Genomic DNA, 19,255 nt, shown 5'->3' on the forward strand with positions numbered 1-19,255 from the left:
AAAGGTGCTCTAGCGAATCGGTGCTTGGCCGCTGCCCTAAAAGAAGGGCAGACGGCGTTCCCGGCAAGGCCGCAACCACGCAATCCCATGCTGCTTTTGTGACGGCTGTATAGCGGCGGAGGCCTCCGGCGTCACCTCCACCTAACCCTCTCCACGGCGGAATCTGGCCGGTGTGGCATTTTTCTCTGGCTGTGCGCTGGATTCGCCCCGGCGGGAGCCCCGCGCTGCGATTTCGGCGACCAGTGTCGTCAGGCTGTTCACCGCGTTCAGGGACAGTCCGGCGTCGCCGCCCGCTTCGCCCCGTGCCGATTCGGGCAGCACGGCGCGCTGGAAGCCGAGCTTTGCCGCTTCCTTCAGCCGGGCCGGGGTCTGCGCCACCGGGCGCACCACGCCCGACAGCGAGATTTCGCCGAAATAGACGGCATCGGTGGGTAACTGTGCATTAACCAGCGATGACACCAGGGCCGCGGCGGCGGCGAGGTCCGCCGCCGGCTCGTGGATGCGCAGGCCGCCAGCAACGTTCAGATAGACGTCGTGGCCGGACAGCTTGACCCCGCAGTGGGCCTCCAGCACCGCCAGCACCATTGAGAGCCGGCTCGGATCCCAGCCGACCACGGCCCGGCGCGGGGTGCCGAGCGAGGTCGGGGCCACCAGTGCCTGCAATTCGACCAGCACGGGCCTCGTGCCCTCGATGCCGGCAAAGACCGCGGTGCCGGGCGTGCCGAGGTCGCGCTCCGACAGGAACAGCTCGGAGGGGTTGGTGACCTCGCGCAGGCCGAGACCGGTCATCTCGAACACGCCGATCTCGTCGGTCGGCCCGAAGCGGTTCTTCACCGCGCGCAGGATGCGGAATTGCTGCGAGCCTTCGCCCTCGAACGACATCACCGCATCGACCATGTGCTCGACCACGCGGGGGCCGGCGATCTGGCCGTCCTTGGTGACGTGGCCGACCAGGATGATGGCGGCGCCGGTCTTCTTGGCGAAGCGGATCAGCGCCTGCGCCGAGGCGCGCACCTGCGTCACCGTGCCGGGCGCCGATTCCACCGTGTCGGTCCACATGGTCTGGATCGAGTCGATCACGATCAGCCGGGGCACCGCGCCCTCCGACAGCGTCGAGACGATGTCCTCGACCGAGGTCTCGGCCGCGAGCTGCACCGGCGCGTCCGACAGCCCGAGCCGCTCGGCGCGCAGGCGCACCTGGGCGACCGCCTCTTCGCCGGAGATGTAGACGACGCGGTGGCCGGCGCGCGCGAGCAGGCTGGTCGCCTGCGTCAGCAGCGTCGACTTGCCGATGCCGGGATCGCCGCCGACCAGCAGCACCGAGCCGCGCACGAAGCCGCCGCCGGTGACGCGGTCGAGTTCGGTCATCCCCGAGGACAGGCGCGGCGCATCCGGGCTCTTGCCGGCGAGACTCTCCAGCGCGAAGGTCCTTCCTTTGCGCTTGGAGCGGATCGACACCGGCACGCTGCCGCTGGTGTCTTCTTCCGCGAGCGTATTCCACTCGCCGCAGGACTCGCACTTGCCCTGCCAGCGGTTATAGGCCGCGCCGCAGTTCTGGCAGACGAAGGAGAGGGTGGATTTGGCCATGGGAAGCGCGAGTCGCGGGTTTCAGATGTGTTGATAGCACGGATTGGCAGGCCGATCGCCGGCGCTTCGAATATCTCAATTCGGCAGAGGAGATATACCTTTCGTTAGCCCTGCGCCGCTGTGCCCGGTGCGATTTTGCCAATTCTTAGCGGACGTGGGTCCAATCTCGGAACCAATGGGGGCGGCGAAATTGACGAGATTCCTGCAAATATTGCTCGCGGCGGGCATGGCCTGCGGCGTCTTCGGGTCCGTTGGCGGTAGCATCGCCAAGCCGCTCAACATCGTCTTCGTCAATCCCGGCAAGTCCGGCGAGGTCTATTGGGACATGGTCGCGCAGACCATGCAGGCCGCCGGCCGCAAGCTCGACGCGCATGTCGAGGTGCTGACCAGCGAGCGGAACCACCGCACCATGCAGGAGCTCGGCTTCGGCGTGGTGGCCCGTCCCGACAAGCCCGATTTCCTCATCCTGTCGAACGAGGAGTCCGCCGCCGTTCCCATCCTCGAGGCGGCCGAAGCCGCGGGCGTCAAGACGCTGCTGCTTTCGAACACGCTGATCGGCGAGGACGCGGTGCGCCTTGGACCGCCCAGGCAAAAGCTCAAGACCTGGCTCGGCGACATCACGACCGATCTTCAGACCGCGGGCGCGCGGATGGCCAATGCGCTGATCACCGCGGCGCGTGCCGAGAAATGGCAGAGCGCGGACGGCAAGATCCACATTCTCGGCATCGGTGGCGACGAGACCACGCCTGCCTCAATCGCCCGCAACGCCGGCCTCACGCTCGCGGTGGATGCTGCGTCCGACGTCGTGGTGGACCGCATGCTGTTCGCCAACTGGACGAAGTCCGAGGCCGAGCGGGTCACGGCAAACTACCTGAGCTGGGCCGCGCGCAAGCAGATCCGGCCCGCCGGGATCTGGGCCGGAAACGATCCGATGGCGCTCGGCGCGCTGCGCGCGACGATCGCCGCCGGCCTCGTGCCCGGCGAGAACATCCAGGTGGTCGGCCTCAACTGGTCGGAGGATGCGCTGCGCGAGATCAAGGCGGGCCGCATGCTCCTGACCGATGGCGGGCATTTCCTGCTCGGCGGCTGGTCCGTCATTCTCCTGCGCGATTATGCCGATGGCTGCGATTTTGCAGCCGTCTCGCCCCGCGTCGAGGTCAAGACGTCGGCGATCACGCGCGACAATCTCGCTTCGGTCGGCGACCTCATCAAGACCCGTGCGTTCGACCGGATCGACTTCGCGCGGTTCCGGGCGAAGGCCGGGCGCTGCGGCCAATATGACTTTTCCCTCGATGCGCTCATCTCGTCGCTGCCGGTCGCCGAAGGCGTTGCCGACTGATGCGCAAGGATGAGGCGATGACCGAGCCGGATCGCAACGAGCAGGCAGCGCCGCCGCGCTTGCGCTCGGTCGTCCACGCGATGATCTGGGCCACCGTGCCCGTTCTGCTGCTGGTGCAATTGCTCGCCTCCGCCGGCGTCGAGGCATCGAGCTTCTGGTCGCAGCTCAGGCAACTCGACGCCCGCATGGCCCGCGTCGCCGAGAGCCGGGCCGAGCTGATCGCCGAGCCGCTCTGGAAGATGCGCTACGACCAGGTCACGGGCGTGCTCAACGAGATCATGCACGACGAGACCATTGCGGCGGCGGCCGTCTATGACGATACCGGCGCTGCGATCGCCCGCGTGGTCGCACGCCCCCAAGGCCAGTCGGTCGCCGAAGTCTCGCACCCGATCCACTACAGCAACGGCAATATGGCCGTTCAGGCCGGCCGCATCGCCATCGCGTATTCGCGTGCGACGCTGTACGCGGATGCGGGCAGCCGCCTGATGCTGCTGCTCGTCGTCGGGCTGCTCGCAACGTTCGCGACCCTGATCGCTATGCGCATCTCCGCCAACATCTTCATCGGCCGGCCGCTCGCGGCCATGATGTCGGCGATCCAGCGCAGCAAGCAGGACGGCCGGGCCTATCCGGCCGATGTCACGTCCTCGAACGAATTCGGGCAGCTCGCGCGCGCTTTCAACGCCATGCAGCACACGACGTCGGGCGCGCTGGACCGGCTCGGGCACATGGCGACGCACGATCCGCTCACCGGGCTGCCGAACCGGCGCTCCCTGACCGAGCGCCTCGCCGTGACGAGCCAGAATGGAGGCGCGCCGGATACGCTGGTCGCGTTCTGCTTCATCGATCTCGACGACTTCAAGGGCATCAACGACACCTTCGGTCACGAGGCCGGCGATGCGTTCCTGGTCCAGATTTCGCAGCGCCTTCGTCGCGCGGTCGAAGCCGAGGATTGGGTCGCCCGGCTCGGCGGCGACGAGTTCGTCGTCATTCGCCCCGAGGTGAGCGACGAGCAGGCCGCGCACGCATTCGCTCAACGCGTGCTCGATGCCATTTCCGAGCCGATCCGCCTCCATGACAAGCAGGTGGTGCCGCGCGCCAGCATCGGCCTTGCCGTGCGCCACGCCGACGATCCGGAACTGTCGCATCTGCCGACGCTCGCCGACATCGCGCTTTATCACGCCAAGAGCAAGGCGCCCGGCACGGTCGCCGTGCTGGACGAAGCGCTTCAGCGCGACTATCGCCGCCGCAGGGATCTCGAGCTCGCAATTCCCACCGGCTTCGCCGAGGGCCAATTCGAGATCTGGTACCAGAGCCAGGTCGATCTCGATAGCCATGAGGTCGTCGGTCTGGAAGCGCTGATCCGCTGGCGCCATCCCGAGCACGGCGTGATCGGCCCCGGCGAATTCCTGCCGCTGATCGAGCGCAGCGGCAACAATGCGCGGCTGACCCGCTACGTGCTGACCGATGCCTGCCGGGCCTTGCAGCAATTGGCCGCTGCGGGCAGGCCGCAGCTGCGCATCGCGATCAATCTGCCGCCGTCCGAGCTTGCCGACCACTCGCTCGCCGCCGAGCTGCACGCGACCTGTGCGCGCTTCGGTGTCGCGGCATCGATGCTCGAGCTCGAGATCACGGAAGGGTCGCTGATCAACAACATCGCCAGCGCCTCCGAAACGCTGCATCGCCTGCGGCGCCTGGGGGCCACGATCGCGCTCGACGATTTCGGCACGGGCTACTCTTCGCTCGCCCATCTGCGCCGGTTTCCGCTCGACAAGGTGAAGATCGACAAGGCGTTCATCAGCGAGATCCCCGACAGCGCCGAGGACAAGGCCATCGTCGGCGTCATCGCATCGCTTGCCGCCACGCTGGGGCTGACCCTGGTCGCCGAAGGCATCGAGCGCGCCGAGCAGGCCGAGGCCATGCGTGAGATGGGCGTGAGGCTCGGGCAGGGTTTCCTCTATCAGCGGCCGCAGCCGCTCGGGGCCGTGCTGCAATGGCTCGACGGGCAGCCGGCCGTGGTGAGCCGCGTCGTCGCTGACGGCCCATCGATCACCCCCGAATTCGCCGTCTGAGTAGCGGCTGGGTCATGGCTGCGTTGCGGTCCAGAGCATCGAGAGCCCCGCCGCGATCATGATCGCGTCCATCAGCAGGCGGAAGGTTTCCGGCCTCAGATGCAGCACGAAGCGTTTGGCGATGAAGGCGCCCGACATCAGTGAGGCGCCCGCGATCAGACCCTTGATGAAGACCTCCCCGGTCAGGGCGCCGAAACGCTCGAAAGTCACCGACTTCGCGAAATAGAGCCCGAGCGAGGAGGCCGCTTCGGTGGCGAGGAACGCGCCCTTGGACAGGCCATAGAACAGGAACAACGGCACGCTGAGCGGCCCGGTCGAGACCACGATGCCGGTGAGATAGCCGATCAGCGCGCCGCCGATGGCGAGATGCCAGAGATTGGCCTTGAGCTCGTGCCGCGCCAGAAAGTGCCGCACCGGCACCATCGCGATCAGGAAGAGGCCGATGGTGAGATCGACGGCATGCGAGGGCAGTGCCAGCAGCGTCCGCGCGCCGAGCGCCGCCGCCGGGATGCCTGTGACCGAATAGGCCGCGCAGGCCCGCCAATCGACCTCGCGCCACCAGGCCAGGATCCGCGAAAAATTCGCCATGACGGAGGCCACCGCCATGATCGGCACGGCCTCCTTCGGCCCATAGGCATACACCAGCACCGGCATCAGCATGATCGACGAGCCGGTGCCGACGATGCCGGAGATGGTGCCGGCGACGAGGCCGACGGCGAGGACGAAGAGAAAGGCCAAAACAGCCTCCAGGAATCGGGAGAGTTTAGCCGCGGGCAGCGATGCGGGCGATCAGTCCTACGCGAGGGAGCCCATCGCGCTGCGCATGGGCATGCCGGTCTGGGCGCCGGCCTTGAGGCATTTCAAAGCCGCCGCTTCGCAACTCACTTCGAGCGCGCGTTGCAGCGACACGCCTTCGCTGATCATCGCCGCAAAGGCGCCGACGAAGGTGTCGCCGGCGCCGGTCGTGTCCACCGGCGTGATGCGCTGGGCGGGCGCCCGCAGGCGGGTGCCTTCCGCCGTCACGGCGAGCGCGCCTTGTGCGCCGGCGGTGACAATGCAGGTGAGGTTGCCGGACTTCGCGAGTCCGGCGCTTGCGGCTTCGTAGTCGGCGGACGCCAGGCCGATGGCGGTGGCGGCGTCGCGCGCCTCGTGCTCGTTGACGAGGAGATAGTCGGTGACGGCGAGAAGCTCGGTGACCATCTCACGCGTCATCTGCTCCGGAACGGGTGCAAGGTTCCAGATGACGGTGCCGGAGGCCGCGGCGGTTCTTCGGGCAGCTTCCAGCGCGTGCGCAAAGGGCACCTCCATCTGAAGCACTAGCACGGTGTCCAAATTGAACAGCTCGCTCGCAAGATCGCCGGCACGCGCCGTCATGTTGGCGCCGCTCGCCACCGTGATTGCGTTCTCGCCGGCCTGATCGACGGTGATGAAAGCGCAGCCGGTCGGCTCGTCGGCTCTGATGACGCGGTCGGCGTCGACGCCGTTGGCTCTGAGGTTCTCGATCGCGCTGTCGCCAAATCCGTCCCGGCCGACGCGGCCAGCCATGCTCACGCGTCCAGGCCCGGCGATCCGCGCGGCGGCAACGGCCTGATTGGCACCCTTGCCGCCGAAATGCGTCCGGTAGGACGGCGCCAGCACCGTTCGGCCGGGACCTGGAATCACCGGGACCTGCGCGACCAGATCGATGTTGAGCGATCCGAACACCAGGATCATGGCGGAGAGCCCTCAGCCTTCCTCGTCCATGACGCGCAGCTTCTCGACGCGGCGGCGGAAATCCTCGTCGGTGGAGAATTCGGCGGACAGGTACGACGACACGAGATCGACAGCGAGCCAGGCGCCGACGATCTGCGCGCCGATGCACATGACGTTGACGTCGTCATGCTCGACGCTCTGATGCGCGGAGTGGACGTCGTGGCAGACCGCGGCGCGGATGCCCTTCATCTTGTTGGCGGCGATCGAGGCGCCAACGCCGGTGCCGCACACCATGATGCCGCGCGCGGCTTCGCCCGACGTCACCTTCGCCGCCACGGCGCGGGCGATGTCGGGGAAATCCACCGGCTTGTCGTCATAGGAGCCGACGTCGATGACCTCGTGGCCGAGCTTGCGGATGTGGTCGATGACGGTCTGTTTGAGCGGCCAGCCGGCGTGGTCGGATCCGATGACGAGACGCATTCTTTGTCCTTCTTGATCTTTGCATTGATCGTGACAGCCGCGCGCGGCTGTCACGATGTCTTTCCCCGTGGTTCAGCTGCGCATGTCCGCCGGCAGATCGACGCCGTGGAATTTCTTGTAGATGGCGTTGAGCTTGCCGTTCTTGACGTTGTCGGTGATCCAGGCGTTGAGCTTGTCCATCAGCGGCTGCTCACCCTTCTTCAGGCCGATCGCGAGGTCGAAGGTCGCCAGCGGAATCCGGGACTCGAACACGCGCGAGGGATTCTTCACGCCGATCTGGTTGATGATTGTCGCGGACGAGCCGACGCAGTCGACCTGGCCCGACACCGCCGCCGTCACCATGGTGGCATCGTCGTCATAGCGTGCGATCTTGAGGTCCTTGTCCTTCATGTTGGACAAGGTCGTGTCCTGCGTGGTGCCGCGCGAGACGCCGATCGGCTTGTCCTTCAGGTCCGGCCAGTCCTTCACGGTCGACGATTTCAGGCAGCCGACGTCGGATTGCAGCGTCGCATAGCGCTTGGTGAAGTCGATCACCTTGGCACGCTCGGCCGTCACCGACAGGGTCGAGATGATGATGTCGGCCTTGCCGGTCAGGACGTTCGGGATGCGGGTCGCACCGGTGGTCTGGATGAATTCCAGCTCGAGGCCCCAATCCTTGGCGAGCATCTGCGCCACTTCGACATCGGAGCCCGTCGGCTTCATGGTGGAATCCATCATGCCCGAGGGCGGGATGGCGAGGTCGGTCGATATGCGGATCTTCTTCGCCTTCATGATGTCGTCGAGCAGATCGGCCGACGCGGGCGTTGCCGCCATCATGATGAGGCCGCACAACGCGGCGGCAGTCCCCAGCACCATTCTGTTGGTCATCCCTTGGTTCTCCTCTCCCTGTTATGATTTTAGGTTCCCCGTCCCCACGAATTGCGTGAGTTCGGGCGTGGTCGGCGACGTCAGGATCGAGGCAGGTCCGGTCTCGTGGACCTTGCCTCGATGCATGAACACGATCCGGTCGGCGATGCCCTTGGCGAAGCCCATTTCGTGGGTAACCATCACCATGGTCATGCCGTCAGCCGCGAGCTGTTCGATCACCTTCAGCACTTCGCCGGTGAGTTCGGGATCGAGCGCGGAGGTGACCTCGTCGAACAGCATCACCTTCGGCTGCATGGCGAGCGAGCGGGCGATTGCGGCGCGCTGCTGCTGGCCGCCCGAGAGCTGCTCGGGATAGGCGTGCAGCTTTTCATCCAGCCCGACCTGCGCCAGAACTTTTCGTGCGAGATCCTTGGCCTGCGACGTCGCCATGCCCTTCACCGCGCAGGGCGCGAGCGTGATGTTCTGCTCGATGGTGAGGTGCGGAAACAGATTGTAGCTCTGGAACACGATGCCGACGTCCTGGCGTAGCGCACGCAAGTTCACGTCGGGACGGTCGACGCGATGCCCGCAGACCACGATCTGGCCGCCGTCGACCTTCTCGAAGCGGTCGATGCAGCGCAGCGCCGTGCTCTTGCCGGAGCCGGAGCGGCCGATCAGGGCGAGCACCTCGCCACGTGCAACGGCAAAGGAGACGCCGTCGAGCACGCGGAGCGCGCCAAAGCTCTTCTGCACGTTGTGGAGCGACACGATCGGTTCGGAGGAGGGGGCGTTTTGCTGCATGTCAGGCTGGCGCGAGGTTGGACCTGCCACGTCCCATCCGCCGTTCCAGCCTCTGGCTGAACAGCGACAGGGGATAGCACATGGCGAAGTAGGTGACGGCGATGATGGCGTAGATGGCGAACGGTTCGAACAGCGAATTGTTGACGATCTGGCCCGAGCGCATCAGCTCGACGAAGCCGACCACGGACGCGAGCGAGGTGTTCTTGATGATCTGCACCATGAAGCCGACGGTCGGCGGCGTCGCGATGCGGATCGCCTGCGGCAGGATCACCTTGACCATGCGCTGGGTGCGGCTCAGCGCCAGGCCTTCGGCGGCTTCCCATTGCGGCTTCGGCACAGACTGGATGCAGCCGCGCCAGATCTCGCCGAGATAGGCCGCGACGTAGAGCGTCAGCGAGGCACCGGCCGCGACCAGCGGCGAGACCTTCAGGCCGATCGCGGCAAGACCGAAATAGCCGAGGAACAGGATGACGAGCAGCGGCGTGCCCTGGATCAACTGGACATAGATCGCACTGGCGAGCCGCACCGATTTCAGCGGCGAGATGCGTGCCAGTGCGATCACGAAGCCGACGATGCCGCCGCCGATCAGCGCGATCAGCGACAGACCAATGGTCCACAGCGCGCCCTGGCCGAGGAACATCAGGTGATTGATGTTGAGATGTCCGCCCATGGTCATCTCACAACGGCGTGCCGAGCCTGCGCCGGCGCGGAAACAGGAGGAGGCCGAGGCCCCAGAAGCCGGCACGCATCACCAGCGACAGGATGACGTAGAGCACGGCGACGATGATGTAGGTCTCGAACGCGCGATAGGTGTCCGACTGGATGTAGTTGGCGATCGCGGTGAGCTCCTCGGCCGAGATCTGCGAGCAGACCGAGGAGGCCAGCATCAGGAGCACGAACTGGCTGGTGAGCGCAGGATAGACCTTCTCGACCGCCGGCAGCAGGATGATGTGCCAGTAGATCTGGAAGCGCGACAGCGCCAGCCCCTCGGCGGCCTCGATCTGTCCGCGCGGAATCGCCTCGAAGCCGGCCCGCATGATCTCAGCAGTATAGGCGCCGACATTGATGGTCAGCGCCGCCACCGCCACCGTGAAGGCGGAGTATTTCAGGCCGAGGCTGGCGAGGCCGAAATAGACCAGGAAGATCTGCACCAGCAGCGGGGTGTTGCGGATGGTCTCGACATAGACTTTGCAGGCACCTGCAATCAGCGAATTGTGCGTGCCGCGTCCGACCGCCGCGAGCGTGCCGAGCAAAGCGCCTAGCACGGTCGCGAAGAATGCCAACTCAAGCGTGAGGACGGCGCCGGCCAGAAAGCTCGGCCAACGCTCCAGCACCGCGGGAAAGTCGAGTTGGAGGCTCATCGTTCCAGGGTCAGCCGGTGGTCTGGTTGGTCATGCGGTCATAGACGCGGAACAGCGCCTGGTTGCCGTTGCTGCCTTCGCCATGGGCGCGCGCATCGACGTATTGGCTGGTGACGAGCGCGGTGCCGGGCAGGGGCACGTTCAGGGCCTGTGCGTGCTCCTGCACGAGGCGAAGGTCTTTGAGCTGCAGATCGATCCGGAAGCCCGCGGAGACGTCGCCGGCGATCATCGCGGGGCCGAGCTTGTCCAGCATCCAGGAAGCGGCGGAGCCGCCGAGCAGCACCCGGCGCAGGACGTTGAGATCGAGGCCCGAAGCGCGGCCGAGCGCGAGCGCCTCGCAGATCGCCTGGATGTTGATGCCGCAGATCAGCTGATTGCAGAGCTTGACGGTCTGGCCGGCGCCGGATGCGCCGACATGGGTGATGGTCGTGCCCATCGCGCGGAAGAACGGCTCGGCCTTGGCGAACGTGTCCGCATCGCCGCCGGCCATGATCGAGAGCGCGGCGTTCCTGGCGCCCACCGGCCCGCCGGAGACCGGCGCGTCGATGAAGCCGACGCCTGTCTTCTGCAGGTCCGAATGGATGCGGCGGACGGCGACCGGCGAGATCGTGCTCATGTCGACGATCAGCTTGCCCGGCGGCGGGGAATTCAGCAGGCCCTGCTCGCCGTAGATCGTCGCCTCGACGTGCGGCGTGTCGGGCAGCATGGTGATGACGATATCGGTGCCTTGCGCGGCATCGGCAGGGCTTTTGGCACGCGTCGCGCCTTCCTTGACGCTGTCGGCCAGCGCGGCTTCGTTCAGATCGAAGACGCGGACCGCGTGGCCCGCCGCCTGCAGGTTGCGCACCATCTCCCGCCCCATCGTGCCGATGCCGATGAAGCCGACCTTGCCCTTGTCGTTCCGTCCCATGTCGTCAGTCCGTTTCTTGTTTAATTGGCGTCTTGATTGAAGGGCTGTGCGCGATCAGCCCGAGGCACTGGTCTTGTCGATGTCGCCGACGACGGCGCGTCTGCGGTATTCGTCGCCGATGGCGAAATGCTTGCGCAGCGTCGCATCCGCGCGCTCGGGATCGCGCGCAATGAGGGCTTCGAAGATGCGGCGGTGATCGTCGACAAGGTAGGTCTTCATCGACGGGAAGGCCTGCACCAGCTCGCGGCGGCTGCGATGCGAATGTGTCAACAGGCCCGCCATGGAGGCGTGCAGCACGCTCAGCGTCTCCGAATGTGAGGCGACGACGATCGCGCGGTGGAAGTCGAAATCCGCCATGCCGCCGGCATCGGCTTCGTCGATGGTCTCGCCGATCTTCGTCAGCGCGCGCTGCAGCCGTTCGAAATCGGCGATGTTGGCGCGCTCGCAGGCGAGCCGGATCGCCTGGCATTCGATCGCGACACGCGCCTGCATGACGTCCTCGAGCATGTCGGCCTGCTGGGCGAGGGCGAAGGTGAAGAAGTCGTTCAGCACCGAGACATCTGGCCGCGTCACGACGGTGCCGATGCGGTCGCGGATCTCGACGATCCCGAGGACGGTGAGGGCGCGCAGCGCCTCGCGGACGATTGGCCGGCTGACGCCGAGCAGGGTGGCGAGCTCGCGCTCCGAAATCAGGCGGTCGCCCGGCCTGAGCGAGCCGGTAAGCAGGCGCTCGCGCAGGAAGGCAAACACCTTCTCGAACCCCTTTTCGCCGTCGGCGGCTCGCTTGAACTCCATCCCCGTCTCTTGGTCTGATTGTGGTCAGACCAGTATGCTTACCAGGCCGCGGAGGTCAAGAGGCTTCGCTCCAAGGGATCAGCGGGGCGAACTCGATCGCGGGGCACCGCAATGATGAGGCTTCATGGCGCCGCCGTCGGCTCGCTTTGCATCTTTCGTCTGACGGCTCAGCCTTGAACGTTCGGACCGGCTCTCCTCGCGTGCTCCTGATGTTCGACGGACGCAAGGAGCTCCAGTTGGCTCGCCAGAGCGAGATAGGCGTTGGAAACGCTCAGAAGCACATTGGCGAGGCGCTTCGCCGATGTGGCATCATTCGCGCGCGCTCGATATTGCTCCGCAAGCTTGCGACAATCGTCGGGTTTGAGCATTCAGCCCCCAAAGAGAGCTGAACACCGCGTCGCGGTCCGGGTTCCTAATCGCGAGGGCCACTCTAGGTATACAGACGTCGTCGGTTGCGGCACACGCTCCGAGTTGCCAACATCCGTGCAAACCGCGATCATGGTGCAGTGACCCTCACGTCTCTCAAAAGCAACGTCCGACTCCTTTACGAGGGCGCAACGCCGGACGGCGTGCGCTTCCGTTATGCGCTGCTCATCTTCGATATCGTGACGGTGCTGTTCATTATTGCGACCTCGTTCCTGCCGCCCAGTGACATCGTCGAGACGCTCGACGTCCTGTTCGGCGTTATTCTGCTGGCCGACTTCTCCGCCCGGCTCCTGGTCGATCGGCATCCGTTTCAAAAATTCACCCAGCTCGCGACGTGGGCAGACATGGTTGCGATCGTATCCTTCCTGGCGCCGCTTGCCGGCGAGGCGGGCGGTTTTCTCCGGATCCTGCGAACGCTGGGCCTGCTTCGCGACTACCAGATGCTGGTGAGGCTGCGCATCGATTCCCCGTTCTTTCGTCGCAACGAAGAGGTCATCTTCGCCGTCACGAACCTCGCCGTTTTCATCTTCGTGATGACCGGGATCGTTTACGAGACCCAGAAGTTTCGCAACGACGAGATCCGGAACTATGCCGATGCCCTGTATTTCACCGTCACGGCGCTGACGACGACCGGCTTCGGCGACATCACGCTGGCGGGTACGTTCGGTCGTCTGATCACCGTCGTGATCATGATTTTCGGCGTGACGCTGTTCTTCAATCTCGCCCGCGCGCTCCTCAGCCCCCACAAGGTGCGGTTTCCATGCCCGACGTGCGGGCTCCAGAGGCACGATGCCGACGCGGTGCATTGCAAGGCTTGCGGCACCGTCCTCAACATTCCCGATGAAGGGGCGATCTGAAGAGCCCTCGGCGCCCCGTGAACGCCTTCGATGGTGACATCATGCCAGTGTTTTGCCCGACGGATCAACTTTGATTTCGGTTTACCCGTAAGTCATTGAGCGGACTGGGGCCAGCTACTGTGCATGGGGTTGTTTTTCAGGTTTTTGTCGGGCCGCGATCACCGCAACACCACCCACGCCGGCGCGTGATCGCTCGCGCCGTCCTCGCCGCGGATCTTCTTGTCGACGCCGGCTTTGGCGAGGCGCGGGGCGAGGGCAGGGCTGAGCAGGAGATGGTCGAGCCGCAGGCCCGCATCGCGCGGCCAGCGGTTCCGCTTGTAGTCCCAGAACGTGTAGATGCGCTCGTCCGGATGCAGCTCGCGGATCGCGTCGCACCAGCCTTGCTCGACCAGCGCGGCAAAGGCTGCGCGGCTCTTCGGCTGGATCAGCGCATCCTTGTCCCATGAGCGCGTCGGATAGATGTCGATCTCGGTGGGCGCAACATTGTAGTCGCCGGCGAGCACCACCGGCAGGTCCTGCTTGATGAAGGTGTTGGCGTGGCGCCGCAGCCGCGCGAACCAGTCGAGCTTGTAGTCGAATTTCGGTCCCGGCTGCGGATTGCCGTTGGGCAGATAGATGCTGGTGACGATGACGCCACGCACGGCGGCCTCGATGTAGCGCGCTTCGAGATCGGCAGGCTTTCCCGGCAAACGGTCGCGCGTCAGCACGGGCTCGGCATTGCGGGCGAGGATGGCGACGCCGTTCCAGGTCTTTTGTCCACGCCACACCGCGCCATAGCCGGCCCTTTCGATGGCGGCTGCCGGAAATTCGCCATCACTTGCCTTCAACTCCTGGAGCGCGACGACATCGGGCCTCGCCATTCGCAGCCATGCCAACAGATTGGGCAGACGGCGGTTGATGTTGTTGATGTTGAATGTCGCGATCTTCATCTAGAGCTACCGGCTCTGCCTTTCGTCCCCGGAGATACAATGTCCAAACTGAGCTTTGCCGCTACCGCCTTCATCGTCGCGTTCTCCGGGGCCACGGCACAGTCAGCCGAAACGCGCGGCGCGTGCAAGGCGGACTACGACAAATTCTGCGCCGGCATCGCGCCGGGCGGCGGCATCGTCGCCTGCCTCAACGCCAAGCGCGACCAGCTCAGCGCCACCTGCAAGACGGCGCTGGACAGCAGAAAGAAGAAGTAGGTGCGGATGGTTTAACTTGGCAGCGGCGGCAACGCCGACGGCTGTTCGATCGACGGTGGGGAAGGCGGCTGCCCCGCGTTCGAGGCGGGCTCCGGCTTCGTCAGCGGCTCCTCGACATTGCCACCCTTGTAGACGCGGGCATAGCGGCGGCCGAGGCTGGTCAGCACCTCATAGCCGATCGTGCCGAAATGGTGCGCGAGCTCGTCGACGGTGATGCCTTCGCCGAGCAGCGTCACCATGTGGCCGCGCCGCACCGCGTTCGGCGGCAGATCGGTGATGTCGATCGCGATCAGGTCCATGGAGATGCGGCCCGCGACAGGGCAGCGCTTGCCCGCCACGATGACATCGGCGCCGCGGGTGCCGTCATTGGAGCTGGCGGCGCGGAAATAGCCGTCGGCATAGCCGACCGCGATGATCGCCAGTTTCGTCGGCCGCCGCGCGGTCCAGGTGCCGCCATAGCCGACGGTCTCGCCGCGCTCGATGCTGCGGATCTGCACGATGCGCGCCTTGAGGTCGACCACCTGCTGCATGGGATTGTCGGCCTCCGGCGTCGGGTTGACGCCGTAGAGCGCAGCTCCCGGGCGCACCAGGTCGAACTGGAAGGGCGCGCCGAGGAAGATGCCGGAGGAGTTGGCGAGCGCCGCCGGCACGCCTGTGAACTCACTGGCGATGCTGCGGAAGGTCGCGAGCTGTCTGGCATTGATCGGGCTGTTGAGCTGCTCGGCCGAGACCAGATGGCTCATCACCAGCGTGATGCCGTGATCGCCGGCGTTGATGCGGGGGATGATGGCCTGCGCCTCCGACAGCGTCAGCCCGAGCCGGTTCATGCCGGTGTCGATGTGAACAGCGGCGCCCCCGTTCCAGCCGGTGCGGCGGCAGAACACGTCCCATTCGGCGAGCTCGTTGAGATCGCCGATCACCGGACGGCAATTGATCTTGGCGTAGTGCTCGCCGGTGTTCTGGAAATAGCCGCCGAGCACGTAGATCGTGGGCTCCGGAACGGCGGCGCGCACCTTGCGCGCTTCCTCGATGGTGGCGACGAAGAAGGTCTTGCAACCGGCCTTGCTCAGGGCGCGCGACACCTGCTCGGCGCCGCAGCCATAGGCGTCGGCCTTGATCACCGCCGAACATTCGGCCGGCACCGCGGTCTTCTCGAGCTTGCGCCAATTGGCGATGATCGCATCGAGATCGACGGTCAGCACGCCGCCGAAGGCGGCGAGCGCGGCAGCCTGGTCGGCCTCCGGGGAGAGTGGGCCGGATTGCGGGATTGATTTCGGGGCGGACGCCATTGTCATGGCGTCGTTTTACGCAAGAGACCGGCCCCGTTCAACCCGGGGAACAATCTAGTAGTCGCTGCGGTCCGGCAGCTGGCCGTCATGCGCGAGGTCGCCGAAGCGCGTGACCGAGGCATCGAAGTGCAGCTCGACGGTGCCGGTCGGACCGTGGCGCTGCTTGCCGATGATGACTTCGGCGCGGCCCACGGTGCGTTCCATGTCGGCCTGCCATTTGGCATGCTCTTCGGTGCCGGGGCGCGGCTCCTTCATGGCGAGGTAATATTCCTCGCGGAACACGAACAGCACGACGTCGGCATCCTGCTCGATCGAGCCGGATTCACGCAAGTCCGACAGCTGCGGCCGCTTGTCGTCGCGCGATTCCACCTGACGCGAGAGCTGCGACAGCGCGATCACGGGAACGTTGAGCTCCTTGGCCAGCGCCTTCAGGCTGGTCGTGATCTCCGTGATTTCCTGCACGCGACTGTCGCTGGCGCGCTTGCCCGAGCCCGACAGCAGCTGGATGTAGTCGATCACCAGGAGATCGAGGCCCTTCTGGCGCTTGAGCCGGCGCGCGCGCGCCATCAGCTGCGCGATCGACAGGCCGCCGGTGGCGTCGACGTAGAACGGCAGCGACTGCAGCTCGATCGAGACCTGCCGGATCTTCTCGAAATCGGCCTCCGTGATGCCGCCGCGGCGGATGTGGGAGGAGGGAATGCCGGTGCGCTCGGCCACGATACGCGTGGCGAGCTGGTCGGCCGACATTTCGCAGGAGAAGAAGCCGATCACGCCGCCATTGGCGGCCTTCATGGTGCCGTCGGCCTGAAGCTCCGGCACGTAGGCCTGCGCGACGTTGTAGGCGATGTTGGTCGCCAGCGACGTCTTGCCCATGCCGGGGCGTCCCGCGACGATGATGAGGTCGGAATGCTGCAGGCCGCCCATCTTGGTGTCGAGGTCGCGCAGGCCCGTCGAAATGCCCGACAGCTTGCCGTCGCGCTGGAATGCCTTGGCCGCGAGATCGACCGCGACGGTGAGGGCCTGCGAGAATTTCTGGAAGCCTCCGTCATAACGGCCGGACTCGGCGAGCTCGTACAGCTTTCGCTCGGCATCCTCGATCTGCGCCCGCGGTTGGAAGTCGACCGGGGCGTCATAGGCGACGTTGACCATGTCCTCGCCGATGCCGATCAGGTCGCGGCGCAACGACAGATCGTAGATGGTGCGGCCATAGTCCTGGGCGTTGATGATGGTGGTAGCTTCGGCCGCAAGCCGCGCCAGGTATTGTCCGATGGTCATGCCGCCGACATCGGTATCGGCCGGCAGGAACGTCTTCAGCGTGACCGGGGTGGCGATCTTGCCCATCCGGATCAGGCTGCCGGCGGTCTCGAAGATGGTCTGGTGCAGCGGCTCGAAGAAGTGCTTGGCCTCCAGGAAGTCGGAGACGCGGTAGAAGGCGTCGTTGTTGACCAGGATTGCGCCCAGAAGGCTCTGTTCCGCCTCGATATTGTGCGGTGCGCTCCGATAGGCGGGAGTTCCGGCATCGGGCGCGAGTTTGAGAACGTTCGAATCAGTCAGTGCCATGGTCGGACGTGCTTAGCAATTTTCTTGGGCGGATGCGGGGCCGGGATAAAGCGCCGCCGCAGGTCAAAGCGGAAGCAAAAGCTGACCGCTATCAACCGCTCAGTTAAAATGGTGGATGATTAGCAGTCGCAGCACGGGCCGCGCTTGACTGGATTTTGGCGGAGCTCGCTCGGCGCAGAGGGCTGTGATCGCGCCGCGGAAAAATCCTGAAACCCGTGAACCCTGGGGGCTGACGCGCAGACCTACCGAGAGGCGCGCAAAATGACGCACGCTGACCGATTCGGCTCGGCTTCAGACCAGCAGGAGGTAGACCAGCGCAACCAGAGCCGCCCCAACGCCGGTGACGATCAGGGCGTAATCGGTGCGGAGGTCGTCCTGCACGTCGAATGAGGTTTGGGTCTCTTTGCTCATGGCGACGGTCTAAGCCAGGCCCGACCAGACTTCTGTGAACCAGATCACATCTCCCCGGATTCTTTCGGGTGTCATGTCGGAACAGGCGGATGGGCAGGGGATTATCTCATTCCCCGCCAACGAGGGATACGAGGCGAGCGATGCAGCCAGAACGGCAGCACCAGAACTGGCGAAGCGAGGCAGGCAGCCGGCTTTGGCTGTCGGGGCTGATCGCGGCTATGAAGCACGCGGAGCGGCCCGAGGTACGTCGCCAGCCGGTCGCCCCCGAAATCCTGCTGGAATTGCGGGCGCAATTGGCGTTAACGGCGTCTTTCCGGACGTCCGGGATTTCGACCCTGCGTCACTAGGATCCGGACCTATTCACCAGCCAGCTTGAGCTTCGGCATGGCCGCGCCCTCCCGGGCCCGCAGCCGGGCTTCTTCCTGCGGGATATAGTCGCGGGTCATCGGCACCACGCCCTGGCGACGGGTGATCTGGATCTGGAAGTTCATCATGGCTTGCTTGCGGAACGTCATCTCGCAGGCCGCGAGGTAAAATTCCCACATCAAGGCGAAGCGCTCGTCGTAGAGCTGCACGGCTTCCTCGCGCCGCGCCATGAACCGCTCGCGCCAGGCCTTCAGCGTCTCGGCGTAGTGCAGGCGCAGAATCTCGATGTCGCAGACCAGCAGGCCCGCGCGCTCGATCGCCGGCAGCACCTCCGAGAGCGCGGGAATGTAGCCGCCGGGGAAGATGTATTTGGCGATCCACGGATTGGTCGAATCCGGGCCCTGCGAACGGCCGATCGAATGCAGCAGCATGACGCCGTCTTCCTTCAGCAGCTCGGCGCAGCGCTGGAAGTAGGCGTCGTAGAACCTCGCCCCGACATGTTCGAACATGCCGACGGAGACGATGCGGTCGAACGTACCTTCGACGTCGCGATAATCCTGGAGCTGGAATCTGGCCGAGCCCGTCAGGCCCTTTTCGGCGGCGCGCGCATTGGCGACCTCCAGCTGCTCGGTCGACAGCGTGATGCCGGTGACGTCGGCGCTCGCGATCTCGGCGAGATAGAGCCCGAGGCCACCCCAGCCGGAGCCGATGTCGAGCACGCGCTGGCCATTGCTGACGAGAAGCTTCGCCGCGATATGCCGCTTCTTGGCAAGCTGCGCGTCGTCCAGCGACATCTCGGGCGTCTCGAAATAGGCGCAGCTATATTGCTTGTCGGCATCGAGAAACAGCGAATAGAGCCGGCCGTCGAGATCGTAATGATGAGCGACGTTTTGACGGGAGCGCGGGCGGGGATTGAACTGCTTGAGGTGCCGCGTCAGGTAGCGCAGGTGCCACCACGGCTTTGCCCACTGCGGCAATGGGTCGGGTTGATCGAGCAGGATCGCGAGGGCATCAGCTATGGTGCCGCGCTCGACCACGAACTCGCCGTTCATGTAGGCCTCGCCCAGCCCCAGCTCGGGATTGACGAGGACCCTCCGCTCGGAGTCCGCAGTGACGAAGCGGACTGCGACCGGCTCGCCGGAGCCGTCGCCGACGGTGAACTTCGACCCGCTCGCGCTGGTCACCGTCAACGACCCGCGGCGGATGAATTGGGACAGAAATCGACGCAACAAACGGTCCATCGGCAATCCTCTCGAGCGAACCCGAAAGATGCGACTACCCG

Annotated in this window: 19 protein-coding genes and 1 pseudogene; 5 read left to right on the top strand and 15 right to left on the bottom strand. The window is 65.5% G+C overall.

Translation table 11 applies throughout. The features are described from left to right. Window positions 1-141: 141 nt before the first annotated feature. The gene (gene radA / locus I6F21_RS03545) at window positions 142-1,587 is read right to left on the bottom strand and encodes a DNA repair protein RadA (protein WP_128262018.1); all 1,446 of its coding nucleotides are present in this window, start codon (window positions 1,585-1,587) and stop codon (window positions 142-144) included. Window positions 1,588-1,813: 226 nt separating this feature from the next. Between radA and I6F21_RS03550 the strand changes: the two genes are divergently transcribed. Beyond that, on the top strand, window positions 1,814-2,926 hold the full coding sequence (locus I6F21_RS03550) for an ABC transporter substrate-binding protein (RefSeq protein WP_036000788.1): 1,113 nt from the start codon (window positions 1,814-1,816) through the stop codon (window positions 2,924-2,926). Further along, complete coding sequence (locus tag I6F21_RS03555) at window positions 2,926-4,995, top strand: GGDEF domain-containing protein (RefSeq protein ID WP_225140236.1); 2,070 nt, start codon at window positions 2,926-2,928, stop codon at window positions 4,993-4,995. Before I6F21_RS03550 ends, I6F21_RS03555 begins: the two co-directional genes overlap by 1 nt. Window positions 4,996-5,007: 12 nt before the next feature. Here I6F21_RS03555 and I6F21_RS03560 read toward each other — a convergent pair whose 3' ends face one another. The 10 genes and pseudogenes from I6F21_RS03560 to I6F21_RS03605 form a co-directional block, all read right to left on the bottom strand. Further along, entirely contained in the window at window positions 5,008-5,733 is a 726-nt protein-coding gene (locus tag I6F21_RS03560) for a sulfite exporter TauE/SafE family protein (RefSeq protein WP_109144015.1), read from the bottom strand. A gap of 57 nt (window positions 5,734-5,790) precedes the next feature. After that, window positions 5,791-6,708, bottom strand: a complete 918-nt coding sequence (locus I6F21_RS03565) for a ribokinase (RefSeq protein ID WP_225112251.1) — start codon at window positions 6,706-6,708, stop codon at window positions 5,791-5,793. Window positions 6,709-6,720: 12 nt separating this feature from the next. Next, window positions 6,721-7,167 (bottom strand): ribose 5-phosphate isomerase B, encoded by a 447-nt coding sequence (rpiB, locus tag I6F21_RS03570; protein ID WP_036022692.1) that lies wholly within the window; start codon window positions 7,165-7,167, stop codon window positions 6,721-6,723. 72 nt (window positions 7,168-7,239) lie between these two features. Next, complete coding sequence (locus I6F21_RS03575; protein WP_225140237.1) at window positions 7,240-8,034, bottom strand: transporter substrate-binding domain-containing protein; 795 nt, start codon at window positions 8,032-8,034, stop codon at window positions 7,240-7,242. Between the two features lie 21 nt (window positions 8,035-8,055). Then, window positions 8,056-8,814, bottom strand: a complete 759-nt coding sequence (locus I6F21_RS03580; protein WP_036000768.1) for an amino acid ABC transporter ATP-binding protein — start codon at window positions 8,812-8,814, stop codon at window positions 8,056-8,058. Window position 8,815: 1 nt separating this feature from the next. After that, entirely contained in the window at window positions 8,816-9,484 is a 669-nt protein-coding gene (locus I6F21_RS03585; RefSeq protein WP_036034095.1) for an amino acid ABC transporter permease, read from the bottom strand. Between the two features lie 7 nt (window positions 9,485-9,491). After that, window positions 9,492-10,175, bottom strand: a complete 684-nt coding sequence (locus I6F21_RS03590) for an amino acid ABC transporter permease (protein ID WP_036034066.1) — start codon at window positions 10,173-10,175, stop codon at window positions 9,492-9,494. 10 nt (window positions 10,176-10,185) lie between these two features. Then, a pseudogene (locus I6F21_RS03595) lies at window positions 10,186-11,088 on the bottom strand (NAD(P)-dependent oxidoreductase); the annotation flags it as partial. A 51-nt stretch (window positions 11,089-11,139) separates the two neighbouring features. Next, the gene (locus I6F21_RS03600; RefSeq protein ID WP_036000760.1) at window positions 11,140-11,880 is read right to left on the bottom strand and encodes a FadR/GntR family transcriptional regulator; all 741 of its coding nucleotides are present in this window, start codon (window positions 11,878-11,880) and stop codon (window positions 11,140-11,142) included. A 167-nt stretch (window positions 11,881-12,047) separates the two neighbouring features. Then, window positions 12,048-12,248: a hypothetical protein gene (locus I6F21_RS03605; protein ID WP_225140239.1), complete on the bottom strand. Its 201-nt coding sequence runs from the start codon at window positions 12,246-12,248 to the stop codon at window positions 12,048-12,050. A gap of 138 nt (window positions 12,249-12,386) precedes the next feature. Between I6F21_RS03605 and I6F21_RS03610 the strand changes: the two genes are divergently transcribed. Continuing rightward, window positions 12,387-13,163: a potassium channel family protein gene (locus I6F21_RS03610; RefSeq protein ID WP_036000861.1), complete on the top strand. Its 777-nt coding sequence runs from the start codon at window positions 12,387-12,389 to the stop codon at window positions 13,161-13,163. Window positions 13,164-13,321: 158 nt separating this feature from the next. Here I6F21_RS03610 and I6F21_RS03615 read toward each other — a convergent pair whose 3' ends face one another. Continuing rightward, window positions 13,322-14,092: an exodeoxyribonuclease III gene (locus tag I6F21_RS03615; protein WP_036000754.1), complete on the bottom strand. Its 771-nt coding sequence runs from the start codon at window positions 14,090-14,092 to the stop codon at window positions 13,322-13,324. Between the two features lie 39 nt (window positions 14,093-14,131). Between I6F21_RS03615 and I6F21_RS03620 the strand changes: the two genes are divergently transcribed. After that, complete coding sequence (locus I6F21_RS03620) at window positions 14,132-14,347, top strand: hypothetical protein (protein WP_036034055.1); 216 nt, start codon at window positions 14,132-14,134, stop codon at window positions 14,345-14,347. An 11-nt stretch (window positions 14,348-14,358) separates the two neighbouring features. On the opposite strand, the gene alr is transcribed toward I6F21_RS03620, so the two are convergent. Next, a complete protein-coding gene (gene alr, locus I6F21_RS03625) occupies window positions 14,359-15,636 on the bottom strand; it encodes an alanine racemase (protein ID WP_225182815.1) in 1,278 nt (425 codons plus the stop codon). Window positions 15,637-15,690: 54 nt separating this feature from the next. After that, window positions 15,691-17,196 carry a replicative DNA helicase gene (locus tag I6F21_RS03630; protein WP_036000744.1) on the bottom strand — a complete coding sequence of 502 codons (1,506 nt, stop codon included), beginning with the start codon at window positions 17,194-17,196 and terminating at the stop codon, window positions 15,691-15,693. 551 nt (window positions 17,197-17,747) lie between these two features. Between I6F21_RS03630 and I6F21_RS03635 the strand changes: the two genes are divergently transcribed. After that, complete coding sequence (locus I6F21_RS03635; RefSeq protein WP_036000858.1) at window positions 17,748-17,954, top strand: hypothetical protein; 207 nt, start codon at window positions 17,748-17,750, stop codon at window positions 17,952-17,954. 9 nt (window positions 17,955-17,963) lie between these two features. Here I6F21_RS03635 and I6F21_RS03640 read toward each other — a convergent pair whose 3' ends face one another. Further along, the gene (locus I6F21_RS03640) at window positions 17,964-19,214 is read right to left on the bottom strand and encodes a cyclopropane-fatty-acyl-phospholipid synthase family protein (protein WP_036022698.1); all 1,251 of its coding nucleotides are present in this window, start codon (window positions 19,212-19,214) and stop codon (window positions 17,964-17,966) included. Between the last annotated feature and the right edge of the window lie 41 nt (window positions 19,215-19,255).

The sequence above is a fragment of the Bradyrhizobium sp. NBAIM03 genome (assembly GCF_020194055.1).
Classification (GTDB): domain Bacteria; phylum Pseudomonadota; class Alphaproteobacteria; order Rhizobiales; family Xanthobacteraceae; genus Bradyrhizobium; species Bradyrhizobium yuanmingense.